The organism is candidate division WOR-3 bacterium, from assembly GCA_039802005.1.
In the GTDB taxonomy this organism is placed as follows: Bacteria; Hydrothermota; Tepidihabitantia; order SM23-42; family JAOAFX01; genus JAOAFX01.
In genome coordinates, this window is sequence record JBDRVV010000016.1 from 48,329 (window position 1) to 61,801 (window position 13,473).

The window sequence follows — 13,473 nt, forward strand, 5'->3', positions numbered from 1 at the left end:
CGCGTATTTTTTTGCGGTTCAAGATAAAAAGATTTTTATATTTTGATTTGAGACTTGAGGAAAAATATGATTATAGAGATTCATTAAAAAGGGGAATATTTGATGGGGTAGAGTTGGGAATTGATACGAGATTTGTTGATGCGAAATGCAGATATGGTCTATTTGATACAGATTCTTATTCAACCCGTATTTATGTTTATGAACCTGATTTACCCGGAATTATTAACAATAGAATGGTTTATGGAAAAGGAAGGCATGGATTTATTTATTGTTCAATTAAGCCTACAAAGAATATTAGCATAACAATGAAATTTACCCTTCTGGAAAAAATTTCTACAAAAAAAGAGCTCGGTATTCAATTAGATACAAAATTTTAAATCTGATTTTCGTAAACTTGACTATTTAGATTTTTTTTATATAATTAAATATTCATTTTCGGATTTCAATAAACGAAGCTATTAAGTTTTGATAAGGAGGTGTAATGATTGAAGTCAGAGATTTATCCAAACATTTTGGTTCAACAAGGGCTGTGGATAATATTTCTTTCAATATTGGAAAAGGCGAGATCGTTGCATTTCTTGGACCGAATGGTGCCGGAAAGACAACGACAATGAGGATGCTCACAGGTTATCTAATACCGACCAGTGGTAAATGCCTGATTAATGGAATTGATGTGAACGAAGAGCCGATAAAGACAAAAGAGTTGATTGGCTATCTACCTGAAGATAATCCGCTGTATCCTGATATGAAGGTCTATGAGTATCTTGAATTTATCGGTGAGATAAGACACATTGAGAACCTGAGGAATCGGGTAAACGAAGTGGCGGAGATCTGCGGCATCACTGAAGTATTGAATAAAAATATTGGCACTCTTTCTCGTGGTTATCGCCAAAGGGTGGGAGTTGCCCAGGCAATAATTCATAACCCCGATATCTTAATACTTGATGAACCAACCGAAGGTCTTGATCCAAACCAGGTAGTTGAATTACGAAATCTTATAAAAGAACTGGGAAAGGAGAAAACCGTAATGCTCTCAACCCATATCCTTTCTGAGGCAGAGGCAACCTGTGAAAGGGTATTGATAATAAATAGAGGTAAACTTGTTGCCGATGGAAACAAAAACGAGATAAGGACAATGGCTAAAGGGGGTGAAACGATAACCCTTGAACTAATCGCAAAACAGAGTCCACTAAAAGATTTAAAACGGATAGCAGAGATAAAAGAAATAAACGAAAAAAAGGTTGAAGACAATCTTTATCAATACGAAATAATCAGCGAAAAGGATATTAGAGAGACCATTTTTGATACTGCGGTCAATAAAGGCTGGAAAATTCTTGATCTACACCGGAAAGCAACATCACTTGAAGATATATTCAGAGAATTGACAAAGGAGGAACAATGATTAAGGCGATAATCAAAAAAGAGTTGAATACTTATTTCAATTCACCAATTGCCTATATCATACTGATAGTATTTGTTGGCTTGAGTGGCTGGTTCTATGCCCAGGATTTATTTCTGGGTGGTGAGGCAGATATAAATGGTTTCGTAAACATTGTTCCCATTTTGTTTCTGCTCTTAATCCCAGGCATATGTATGAGATTGATTGCTGAAGAAAGGGCACATGGAACAATTGAGACCCTTGCTACACTCCCGATTAAAGATGCTGATGTTATAATTGGTAAATGGCTTTCTGCCTTTATTTTGATTTTGATCGGGTTGTGTGTAACGCTTATTTTTCCTATCATTTCATCATTTTTAGGTAATATTGACTGGGGGATTGTGTTCACAAGTTATATCGGTCTAATACTTTTTGCCCTCTTCTTCACGGGTATTGGAATTTTTGCTTCATCAATTGCTACAACCCAGATCGTTGCATTCATTATTAGTATATTCATTTCTTTCTTCTTCTTTATCATCGGCAAATTGCTCTTTGCCCTTCCGACAAACATAATGCCTTTCTTCAATTATATCAGCATTGATTACCATCTCAATAACATAATTCGTGGCATAATTGACTCACGGGATTTCATATATTTCCTTTCACTAACATTTCTATTCATTTACGGTGCACTTTATTTTTACAGCAGGATAAAAGAAAGGTTGCTGAGTACTACTCAGTGGGCGCTTATTGGCATTGTAATAATTCTTATCAATCTTGTCTCAACAAGATTATTTTTTAGATTAGACCTTACTCAGGGTAATATCTATTCATTGAGCAGGGCAACATTGAAGATATTGAATGATTTGCCCGATAATATTGTGATTCATGCCTATATTACAAGTAAATTGCCATTTCCATACAACAACCGTGCCCAGTATCTCAATGACCTGCTTGGTGAATATCGTTTGAGGTCAAAAGGTAAAATTCGGATTGAACATAATGACCCAACGACACCTGAACAAATGATGGATGCACAGAGAAACGGCATTATCCCTCTACAGTTTACTGAAGTAAAACAGGGTGAATTTGGAGTGAAACAAGGATTTATGGGACTGGTCTTCCTATTTGAAAATAAAAGAGAAGTTATGCCGGTAGTTGAAGATTTTACAAATCTTGAATACGATATCACTTCCCGGATAAAGAAATTAACTCAAGAGAGTATTAAAACAATAGGTTTTACAAGTGGACACGATGAATTGACACTCTCAGAAAATCTCTTGAACAAAATGAGGGACCGATACACCATTATTAATGTCAATCTTAAAGACACAATAAATCCCAAGATTGATGCCCTTGTCGTTGCCGGTCCAAAAAGTGATTTTGATACAACGGAAACAAAAAAGATACTTGAATACATAAATAATAAAATCCCGGTGGCAATGTTTGTGGATAGATTTGGCATAAATTTAGACTTCTTTCTTGCTTTTCCACTTCGCACACCAAATGTTGATACACTATTAAATAAACTTGGAATTACAATTGAACCCGGAATGATAATGGACCGCAATAATGAAATGATGGTTTTAAGGAGCCAGCATGGGTCTTTTGTAATGCAGAATATCGTTCCGTATCCATATTTCCCGAAAATAATGGACCTATCAAAACAAAATCCTATCACAAAAGATTTTGAAACGGTTGTCTTGCCTTTTGTCAGTCCAATAACAGGTGGTGAAGAACTTGCTCGAACTTCAAAGGCATCCTGGCTTAGAAATTCTCCGCAGTCATTAAATCCTATGGACCAACAGAAGTTCTTACCATTACCACTACCATTTGACAAACAGGGTCCATTCAATACTATCAGCTGCCTATCAGGTGATAAAAGGGTTGTAGTTGTTGGCACATCAAAATTCATTGATAATCAATTCTTGAGCGGCCCTGGAATTGCATTATTTATGAATATTCTTGACTGGCTCACTCAGGATGAGGTTTTAATCTCAATTCGCTCTAAATCTGTCAGTATTAGACCGTTAAAAGAGATAAGCAAAGGAATGAAGACACTTATACAGTGGTTATCGCCATTATTACCCGTTTTAATATTTATCATTGTTGGTATAATAAGATGGCAGATAAGAAAAGGAGGAAAAAGTGGCTATGAAGCATAAGAATATAATAATTCTTATATGCGTTATTGTAATTCTGTTTTTGATTCTTTTATTCACAGGTAGAAAACCACAAACTAAACCGATAATCACGGTTGAAGAATTGCGGTCAATTCAAATTTGCAGACCGATTGATACGACCGAGATAGAAATCAGAGATAATGGTTACCAGATAATAAAACCCTTCAACTATCAAGGTGACAGTGCTACCATTGCTTTTCTTATCAACAATCTGAAGAATTTAAAACTTGGTGAAGTCATATCAAAAAGGAAGGAAAAATTTGACGATTTTGAAGTCGGTGTAAATGGAATAAAAATAATTCTTAAAGGAAAAAAAGAAGTTTCTTTTTACATCGGGAAGTATGCGGGTGATTATCAAAATTCATATTTCCGATTTGAAAATGACGATAAGGTTTATCTGGTGAGCGGAATGACAAAACATCAGGTTAATATAAAACCAGATGACTGGCGTGATAAGACGATAATGAAAATTGATAAAGAATTGATAGAAAAAATAAGCATTGACGATAAAGAGATAATAAAAAAAGATACACTCTGGATGTATAAGGACAAAATCATAGAGAAAAATAAAATTGATGGGCTACTTTACACCTTGAGCGATCTCAGGGCAACGGGATTTTCTGATACGGCGAGTTTCCAGCCCCGAAATAAAATAAAGATTTTTACCGCTGGCGGGGGTGAATTCGGGTTGGAAATTGGTGATAAGCGTGATTACAATTATCTCGTGAAATTGTCAGATAAACCGACGATTTTTCTTTTGAGTGAATACACTATTAATAATTTCTTAAATCTTATTTCTGAGCAAGAAAAGAAGAGAAAATGAATTGATAGGTAATACCTTTCATTTAGACAATAGCCAGGGATTTTAGCGTGCTTAACTATTGCACACAGGGTCTTGACTTTTGTTTTTTAAAGAATATAATATAATCAGTTATGGAGGTTTTTGATGCATAAACTCTTTACACTGCTCTTGATATCCTTGTCTATTGCAGGAGCAGCTGCGCAGAGGCCGGGCTGTGTCTTTCTTTTAATCTGGCCCGGAGCAAGGGCAACCGCAATGGCAGGCGCCTTTTCTGCTATAGCTGATGATGCAACTGCCTGTTACTATAACCAGGCTGGACTGGCATTTATGGATAGACAGGCAATAACTCTACAACATGCACCCTGGCTCTCTGGATTACACGAAGGAATGTATTATGAATATGCTGCATATGTAAGACCGATAAAGAATGGAACTGGAGGTTTGAATCTGATTTATCTTACAACGGGACCAACCGATGTTATTAACCCTGAGGGTGTATATCTTGGAACATATACAACATTTGACATTGCAGGGGCATTAAGTTATGGGTTTAAATTAAATCCCAAGTTAGGCATCGGTTTAGGATGGAAATTTGTATATTCATATCTTGTTGCACCGTGGGTATTTGGCAGGATGCCCGAATTGGGAATTAAAAACGGCGGTATTGGCATTACCTATGCCTTTGATGCAGGTGTGTTATACAAACCTTTTGAATACGGTTCATTAGGCTTAGCATTGCATAACATCGGTCCTAATATAAGTTATTCTCAAAGTGGTGCATCAGATCCATTACCATATACCTTGAGAATCGGATTAAAAATTCAACCAGTAAATGCAAAAGTTATAAAAGTCCGTCTTACTGGTGAAGTTACAAAAGTTCTGGTTGGTATGTTCGCCAATTCCAACAATACATTTTTTGAGAATCTGAGTTATGAAATGCAGGAGGCTTGGAAGGGCGTGGGCCTTGAAATAGATTATTTTGATTTCATACAGCTAAGGGGCGGCTATTTCTATGATTATGAGGGCAAGCGAATTGGTTTCACATTCGGTGGTGGAATTAAGGCGAGCGGATTCTCCCTTGATGTAGGTGTTGATGAGGCAATGTATGATTTCAAAACGACCAACCGGAAATTTTCATTGAGCTATCAATTTTAGCCTTTTCTAATTTTACCTTATAGATAAATGCTTCTCGTTACCGGCGCGACCGGTTTCATCGGTAAGAATTTTGTTCTTGACCGTGCCAAGGTATCACCAATAAAAATTCTTGTCCGAAGGACATCAAACATAATTGTATATAAAGATCATCCTAATGTTCTGATAAATTATGCTGATTTAGAAAATGACCAAGGACTTGACCAGGCACTTGAAGATGTTGATATAGTTGTTCATTGTGCAGCGAGAACAATGGGACGCAGTTATTATGAATTTTATCATGCAAATGTTGTCGCAACCCAGAATTTGATAAATGCAATGAGAAGGAAGAAGGTTAATAAAATTCTATTTTTGAGTTCTCAATCCGCAGGCGGTCCGGGAAGTTCTAAAAATGGTGTAGATGAAAAAACAAATTCTGCTCCAGTTTCATTCTATGGAATAACAAAGAGACTCGCCGAAGAAATTGTTATTAATTCTGGACTTGATTACATCATACTTCGTCCTTGTTCTGTGTATGGACCCTATGATATGGAAATATTAAAAATCATTAGAATCTTAGAAAAAGGATTCTGTCCGAACATTAGCAAAGAAGAGAAATATATTAATTTAATTTTTGAAAAAGATTTGATTGCACTTATGGAAATAATTATTGCAAAAAGCCTGTTTAATCATAAAACCTACTATGTCAGTGATGGGATATGTTATGCTTTTAATGAAGTCATTAAAACGATACAGGAAATATTGCAAAAAAAAGAATGTATAAAAATAAACATTCCAGAACATGTTGCCTTGCTGTTTGGAATATTAAGTGACCTGCTAATTCCACAAAAAATACGATTGGTGGGTTATGATAAAATCAAGGAAATGTCTCAGAGTTTCTGGGTGTGTGTAAGTTCAAGTATAATGGAAGATGCTGGATGGAGTCCGCATTATGACCTTAAAAAGGGAATGGAAGAGACAATAAGATGGTATAGAGAAAATAATTATTTGAGTCTTGACTGAATGGTTTTTTTTGTTATAATTAAATTATGAATAATGACGGCAGAATTGCGAATAACTTAAAATGGTATGCTTTATATACGAAATGCCATCACGAAAGGACAACTAATAAGATTCTTACTGACCAGGGGCTTTGTACCTTTCTGCCGGAAATCCTCGTCCCCAGCAGGCGAAAAGATAGAAAACTTCTCATCAAAAGGCCGTTATTCCCCAACTATTTATTTGTTCAACTTGATAACAATAAAGAAAACTGGCTAAAGGTCTACAAAACAAATGGTGTTGTCAGGATATGTGGAAATGGCAGACCCACACCAGTTCCTGATGAAGATATAGATTCAATAAAGATATTTGTCCAGAGCGACCGCAATATTTACCCTCTGCCATATCTTGTTGTCGGTGCAAAAGTAAGAGTGGTGGCAGGACCACTGGCAGGCGCCATAGGCATTCTTTTAAAAGAAGATAGCAAGAAACGGCAACTTGTTGTTTCTATAGAATTGATGGGGCAATCAGTTGCGGTAACCCTTGCTGATGATGAAGTAAGACCCTATTAGTGGAATTTTTTAATCCCTAATTTTTCGTAGACTTCTTGCATCGTTTGCTGGGCAATCTTCTTGGCTCTTTTATACCCACTATCAAGGACTTCGTAGATATATCCAGGATTATTTATTAATGTTTTTCTTTTTTCCTGAATAGGTTCCAACTCGCCGTAAAGATTTTCTAACAATATTTTCTTGCAATCCAAACAACCAATTCCTGCCTTTCTGCACTCTTGCGCACAGTATTCTATATCTTTTTGTTTGGAGAATGCGAGATGCATAGTGTAAATATTGCAAAGTTCAGGATTGCCAGGGTCGCTTCTTCTTTTTCTATTAGTATCGGTGACCGCCGTGCTCAATTTCTTCCAAATTGTTTCTTTATCTTCATCAAGATATATACAATTATCAAGGGATTTGCTCATTTTATTAACACCATCAAGCCCAAGCAATTTTGTTACTTTACCAAGGTATTCTTTTGGTTCAGGAAATGTTTCACCAAAATAGGCGTTAAATTTACGGACAATCTCTCTCGTCAATTCAAGATGGGGAAGTTGGTCTTCGCCTACTGGAACAACAACCGATTTATAAAGCACAATATCTGCTGCCATTAATACGGGATAATCAAGCAATCCCATGTTCACATAATCAGGATTCTGGGATTTCTTTTCCTTAAATGTAGGGACTCTTGTGAGCCAGGAAATAGGGGTTATTGTATTCAATATCCAGGCAAGTTCGGTATGTTCAGAGACCGTTGACTGGAGCATAAGAATGCTTTTTTGAGGGTCGATGCCTGCGGCAATGTAATCAACCGCACAATTGAATATCCGTTCTTCCATATTCTTCGGTTCAAATGGAACCGTCATCGCATGATAATCAACAATCCCATAAATACATTGATAATGTTCCTGCAGGGCAATCATATTTCGCATCGCACCAACATAATTTCCTATGTGCAATCTACCCGAAGGCTGTATTCCACTGAAAACATTTCCTTTGTTCATGCCATTATATTACTTAAAAAAATTATTATGTCAATCCTTAAGAATTGCTGATTTCCTTATTGACATTTTTCTAACTTCGTATTATAATGAAAATAAGGAGGTCTTTATGAAATATTTTCTATTAGTACTCATAATATCATTAGCAGGTTTTGCGGAAAATAATCCATTCAGACCAATTACATTGGGTTATTATGAACCTCAGCCACTTGGCGACGGGAACATTCTATCTATTACTGATTATTATTTTGATCCCCTTGTTGAAAAACCTGTTCTACCTGAGAATTTAAGTATTAAAGAATACCCCGAAGAAGTGAATGGATATTACCTTGTTCAGTTGTACGGTCCAATATATCAAGATAATCTGCAACAGATTGTAGCAACAGGTGCAAAATTACTGGGATGTCATTCACGGTATAATTTTGTTGTTAGAATGGATAATCAAACTAAAAAATCAGTGGAAAGATTCTCTTTTGTCAGAAGTGTGGAGATATATCAGCCTGCATATAAATTCTATAGAGAGGTTCTCAATGGTAGTACATATGGAAAGTTTCTTGTTTATATTTTCCCCACTGAATTGATTAATGAGGTGGCTCGGGATTTAGCAAACCTTGGAATTCAGATTCTGAGTTTTTCAGATACTGATGAAATAAAATTTTTCTGGGTTGAGTGCAAACGCTCAAAGTTAATAGATATTGCAAATTTATTTGGTGTTTACTGGATTGAAGAATGGTTTCCGTCTGAACCCGAAAATGACCAGGCGCAGTGGGTCAATCAGAAAGGAATTCCACCATCTGATACAATCCGCCCGATATGGCGTCAGGGCATTTTTGGTATAGACCAGGTTCTTGGTTATACTGATACCGGTCTTGATGTAAACCATTATGCCTTCCGCGATCCGACTATTGCAATTACGGATACGGGGGAATTTCCCAATCACCGCAAGGTGGTGGTTTTCAAGAAATATCCGCCAGCGAGTGGAGTGGGTGACCCAGACGGTCACGGTACCCATGTGGGCGGTACAATTGCCGGAAATGATTCAGCAATGGGTGGTACAGACCCAAGGGATGGACACTCTAAGGGTGCGAGAATCTCTCACCTATGTCCGATACCGTCTTCTTCTTATAATTTTATAACGGTTTTTGATGTATTAACCAATACCCTCCGTAATCCTCAATTGCGGGCATATACAATTTCCAATTCCTGGTGGACCGGGACGATGGGGCAGTATTCAGCTAAGAGTATGGAGTGTGACCTATTCTGCTGGCGCAATCGCGATGTAGTGCTGATAAAATCATGTGGTAATCAGGGACAATCAAGCCAGTATCGTATAACAGAGCCTGGAAATGCAAAATCAATGCTTGCAGTTGCCAGTGTGCAAAATGGAACCAATGCTACTGTTTTATCCACTTTTTCAAGCCGTGGCCCGGCACCTGATGGCAGAATAAAACCTGATTGTGCTACGCCTGGCGAAGGTATCTATTCTGCCCAGCGAAATACCACTAATTCTTATGTTTCAATGTCTGGTACCTCAATGTCAGCACCTTCTTGCAATGCTTGTGTAGGATTGATGCGTGAATATCTGAAAAAAGGCTGGTATCCGCGTGGCTATCGGAATCCTCCTGATAGTATGAGATATGTAAGTTCAGCATTGCTCCGGGCAATGGTTTATGTATCTACATCACCGAACATCGGGAGTTATGTAGTTCCCAGTGAATATATTGGCTGGGGAAGGATTACTGTGGATTCGGTCCTTGCCTTTGCCAATCCCACTCCGGACCGAAGAGAATTGCTACTTTATGATGATACAATTGGATTATCAACCGGTCAGTTTGCGGAATATATATTTACAATAATTGATTCTGTTCCTGCACTACGTGCGGTCGTTGCCTGGACCGATACTGCTGCTGCAGCAGGCGCAACAAGGGCATTGATTAATAATCTGAATGTCAGATTGATATCACCCGTTTCAGATTCTTTCAAAGGAAATGTTTACTCTAATGGGCAATCGGTTCGCAATCCAACCGCTCCCTACGATAGTTTAAATCCTTATGAATGTTTCAATATCCCTAATCCCCGGCGCGGACAATGGAGATTAAGGGTGATGGCAGCAAATGTAGTAACGGCAAGGCAGCCTTATGCGGTTGTATTAACTGGTAATTTTCTTGAAAGCCCGGTTGGAGTCTATGAAGAGACTTCGGATTTGAATAGACCACATAATATTACATTGAAAATGGCAAATCCAAATCCACAGAAAATTGGCAATGTGCGATTTAAAGTTTATTTACCTCCAAATGATAGAGAATATGAAATTCTACTTTACAATCTGTATGGTGGTTTAGTCAAAACCCTGTTCTATGGAAAATCAAGTAAAGATGGCTGGCAGGTTTTAAACTGGGATTGCAGAGATGATAAGAGTAAGATTGTTCCGCAGGGAGTATATTTCATCCAGATTGGTAATGGTGAGAAAGCGATAACAGAAAAACTAATCCTCTTAAGATAGTTTTAAGAAATTAGCGCAGAGTCCGCTGTATCTTCTCCCAAATTTATGGGGTGGGAGGGATTGTACCATTGTGCTTGTTTTTCTGTTGTAGCAACTTTTCAAAGATATGTATGAAATCACACATTCAATCCCCCTCATTCCCCCTTTTATAAAGGGGGATAATTGGGGATTAAACTTTTATAAAGGGGGATATTGTAAAATCTGGAGAGGAATCGGTTTTTCGGGGTCTTGATTATTAAAATTTCTTGATTATTATTATTGGATGGCGAATGACATCATTATAAAAAATCTAATAAAGATTTTCAAGAAACATAATTCCGAAGTTCGGGCAGTCAATGATGTAAGTTTTGAGATTAAAGATGGCGAACTTTTTGGGTTATTGGGACCAAATGGTGCAGGCAAAACCACGCTGATAAAATGTATTTCCACACTCTTGATACCGGACGGTGGCACGGCAATCGTTGGCGGTTGTGATGTTTTAAAAGACCCTTTAGGCGTTAGAAAAAAGATTGGAGTTCTCACTGGTGGCGAAAGATCTTTATACTGGAAGTTGAGTGCATTGGATAATTTAAAATATTTTGCTGCACTCTATGGCGTGCCCAAAAATAAAGTGAAAGAAAGAATTGATTTTTTGCTTGAACTTATGGATTTGAAAGATCGGGCAAATGAGAATGTGGAAAAATTTTCCAGCGGAATGAAACAGAAACTTGCAATTGCCCGTGCCTTGATCCATGACCCACCGATTTTGTTGATTGATGAACCAACACTTGGATTAGACCCTTATTTTGCAAGGTTTATCAGGCAATTTATCAAAGAAGAACTTTCACATAAATTGAAAAAGACAATTTTATTAACAACCCATTATATGGATGAGGCGGATGAGTTGTGTGATAAAGTGGCATTTATGAATCGGGGCAGAATAAATGCGCTCGATACTCCAACCGCCTTGAAAAAGGCGATGCCCCAGGAACAGGTTTTAGAACTGAAATGTCTGGGTGATTTGAATAAAGAAGATTTTACCCAGATAAAAGAATCGGCGAGTATGCATATTTCAAAACAGGATGGCTATCATTATGTCCGTGTGAATACCGACAATCCTGAATTGTTATTGAGTAAACTTGTTGATATGATTCGGGATAAGGCAAAGGTTCTGTCTGTGAATGTCACATCGCCGACCCTTGAAGATGTATTTGTATATTTAACTGGTGCGAGTTTAAAGGAAAATCAGGATGAATGATTTTGGGAAATGGTTGTTGGTTTATAGGCGTGGATGCTGGTATGGTAATTGGGATTGGTTATTTGATAAATTGGAATTTATCCCCAGTAATTCCTGTAGTAGTGGCAGAGTTCGCTCTGCAAATGTTGAGCAAGCTCAAATACTACATTTAGCAATAATCTGGAGTGCAACAGCTTGCTGTTGCGCCTTGCTATATAAATGTACGAGGGGCTTCCAGCCCCGATAAGAAATCTCGTTTCTCTTGTTTAAACCAAGGAATATAATTGAGGAAAAGATGAAGATACTTGAACCTTGGCACCTATTTGGAAAAACAATATTCAATTCTGGGTATATTATTTTATTATTTTTAGGTATACACATATTGGATTTTCCCGTTAAAATGAAACAGGAGTAAAAATGAGGAGAGTTTCAAACGATTTCGCTATTTGCATCCGTCACTCCGTCTGGCGGACGCAATCCGCAATGTCTTTTTCCCATTCCACATTCCGCAATCCGAAATCCGAAATGTTTTTTCCCCATTCCGCAATTCGCAATCCGAAATCCGAAATAAAGAGTTTGTTCTTTCTATCTGTTGTCTTTCTGTTTCTCACCTTTCACTTCTTACTTTCTCCTTCCAACTTATTTGCTCAGACACCGGAGTGGGTTTATCAGTATGTGAATCCAGCCGGGACTGATGTGCCGTCAGCGATAATTGCTGATAGCTCTGGAAATACATATACGACTGGACACCTAACGTCTCAGGATACAACAGGCGGCCATATAGAGGGTGTTTGTGTAATAAAATTGGATTCGTCAGGTGAGTTAAAGTGGTGTTATTTTAACGATTCATTGGGCAGATTGACAGCAGGTTATGACATTGCAATGAAGAATAACAGGGTATATGTGACGGGATACACCGGACCTTCACCAAGTAACTCTCCAGTGTTTATTAGTTTATGTGTTGATACAAATGGGCAAAGGCAATGGGTATTTATGGATACAATAGCGATTCGTGGTAATGCGATAGCGGTGTCTTCGTCTTATGGTGTTTATGCGTGTGGTCTTACATCTGGTTATGATATGATATGCATAAAATTAGATACTCTGGGCAATGAGGTCTGGCGTTATGTTTATGATGGACCGGCGGGTAGTTATGATGAGGCATCAAGTATTGTGATTGACCGGAATGAAAATATATATATTGGGGGCTATTCAACCGGTGGCGGCACATCCACTGATTTTACGATAATTAAACTTGATTCCGCGGGTCAGGAGCAGTGGGTTTATCGTTATGATGGACCGGCGAGTTATAATGATGCGGGCGGTGTGATTGGTTTTGACCGTACCGGCAATATTTATTGTCTTGGTTATTCCTGGGGTATTGGTTTAGATTTTTGTGTCATAAAACTTTCTCCTTCTGGCCAGGAGGAGTGGGTGTACCGGTTTAATGGTCCGGTGGGTGGTGATGATTTTCCTGGTTGTGGTGTAGTTGATGATTCGGGTAATATTTATGTGACGGGTGTGAGTGCGGATACTGGAAGTATTCTATTATTTACGGTGATGAAGCTTGATTCTGCGGGTCAGCAGCGGTGGTGTTATTTGAGTCGTGGTCCGGATGGTCGTGGTGGTAGTGGTGGTCCGGTGGTGCTTGATGGTTTGGGGAATATTTATGTTGGTGGGCGTTTTCTCAATACTGCTGGTAGATC

General features: G+C 38.0%; 11 protein-coding genes. 10 read left to right on the forward strand and 1 reads right to left on the reverse strand.

The genetic code is table 11. The features are described from left to right. The 7 genes from ABIL69_06600 to ABIL69_06630 all read left to right on the forward strand — a co-directional run. The coding region (locus tag ABIL69_06600; protein ID MEO0123655.1) for a hypothetical protein at positions 1-377 on the forward strand (377 nt) is incomplete at its 5' end. 104 nt (positions 378-481) lie between these two features. Next, positions 482-1,402, forward strand: a complete 921-nt coding sequence (locus ABIL69_06605; protein MEO0123656.1) for an ATP-binding cassette domain-containing protein — start codon at positions 482-484, stop codon at positions 1,400-1,402. Then, a complete protein-coding gene (locus tag ABIL69_06610; GenBank protein MEO0123657.1) occupies positions 1,399-3,543 on the forward strand; it encodes a Gldg family protein in 2,145 nt (714 codons plus the stop codon). Before ABIL69_06605 ends, ABIL69_06610 begins: the two co-directional genes overlap by 4 nt. Then, positions 3,533-4,384, forward strand: a complete 852-nt coding sequence (locus ABIL69_06615) for a DUF4340 domain-containing protein (GenBank protein MEO0123658.1) — start codon at positions 3,533-3,535, stop codon at positions 4,382-4,384. Before ABIL69_06610 ends, ABIL69_06615 begins: the two co-directional genes overlap by 11 nt. Positions 4,385-4,507: 123 nt before the next feature. Next, on the forward strand, positions 4,508-5,518 hold the full coding sequence (locus ABIL69_06620) for a PorV/PorQ family protein (GenBank protein ID MEO0123659.1): 1,011 nt from the start codon (positions 4,508-4,510) through the stop codon (positions 5,516-5,518). A 27-nt stretch (positions 5,519-5,545) separates the two neighbouring features. Next, positions 5,546-6,517: an NAD(P)-dependent oxidoreductase gene (locus ABIL69_06625; protein MEO0123660.1), complete on the forward strand. Its 972-nt coding sequence runs from the start codon at positions 5,546-5,548 to the stop codon at positions 6,515-6,517. A 26-nt stretch (positions 6,518-6,543) separates the two neighbouring features. Then, positions 6,544-7,065, forward strand: coding sequence for a UpxY family transcription antiterminator (locus ABIL69_06630; protein MEO0123661.1), 522 nt, complete (start codon positions 6,544-6,546; stop codon positions 7,063-7,065). Here ABIL69_06630 and trpS read toward each other — a convergent pair. Beyond that, positions 7,062-8,051 carry a tryptophan--tRNA ligase gene (gene trpS / locus ABIL69_06635; GenBank protein MEO0123662.1) on the reverse strand — a complete coding sequence of 330 codons (990 nt, stop codon included), beginning with the start codon at positions 8,049-8,051 and terminating at the stop codon, positions 7,062-7,064. The two genes, ABIL69_06630 and trpS, sit on opposite strands and share 4 nt — an antisense overlap. Before the next feature lie 106 nt (positions 8,052-8,157). Between trpS and ABIL69_06640 the strand changes: the two genes are divergently transcribed. The 3 genes from ABIL69_06640 to ABIL69_06650 form a co-directional block, all read left to right on the forward strand. Next, positions 8,158-10,551, forward strand: coding sequence for a S8 family serine peptidase (locus ABIL69_06640; GenBank protein ID MEO0123663.1), 2,394 nt, complete (start codon positions 8,158-8,160; stop codon positions 10,549-10,551). A 262-nt stretch (positions 10,552-10,813) separates the two neighbouring features. Next, the gene (locus ABIL69_06645; GenBank protein MEO0123664.1) at positions 10,814-11,788 is read left to right on the forward strand and encodes an ABC transporter ATP-binding protein; all 975 of its coding nucleotides are present in this window, start codon (positions 10,814-10,816) and stop codon (positions 11,786-11,788) included. Positions 11,789-12,184: 396 nt separating this feature from the next. Continuing rightward, positions 12,185-13,473, forward strand: a 1,289-nt coding sequence (locus ABIL69_06650) for an SBBP repeat-containing protein (GenBank protein MEO0123665.1), incomplete at its 3' end; no start/stop codon positions are given.

Bases quoted from the DNA above. Each gene is read 5' to 3' on its own strand.
- ABIL69_06605 (MEO0123656.1), top strand. From the start codon at position 482: ATGATTGAAGTCAGAGATTTATCCAAACATTTTGGTTCAACAAGGGCT.
- ABIL69_06610 (MEO0123657.1), top strand. From the start codon at position 1,399: ATGATTAAGGCGATAATCAAAAAAGAGTTGAATACTTATTTCAATTCA.
- ABIL69_06615 (MEO0123658.1), top strand. From the start codon at position 3,533: ATGAAGCATAAGAATATAATAATTCTTATATGCGTTATTGTAATTCTG.
- ABIL69_06620 (MEO0123659.1), top strand. From the start codon at position 4,508: ATGCATAAACTCTTTACACTGCTCTTGATATCCTTGTCTATTGCAGGA.
- ABIL69_06625 (MEO0123660.1), top strand. From the start codon at position 5,546: ATGCTTCTCGTTACCGGCGCGACCGGTTTCATCGGTAAGAATTTTGTT.
- ABIL69_06630 (MEO0123661.1), top strand. From the start codon at position 6,544: ATGAATAATGACGGCAGAATTGCGAATAACTTAAAATGGTATGCTTTA.
- trpS (MEO0123662.1), bottom strand. From the start codon at position 8,051: ATGAACAAAGGAAATGTTTTCAGTGGAATACAGCCTTCGGGTAGATTG.
- ABIL69_06640 (MEO0123663.1), top strand. From the start codon at position 8,158: ATGAAATATTTTCTATTAGTACTCATAATATCATTAGCAGGTTTTGCG.
- ABIL69_06645 (MEO0123664.1), top strand. From the start codon at position 10,814: ATGGCGAATGACATCATTATAAAAAATCTAATAAAGATTTTCAAGAAA.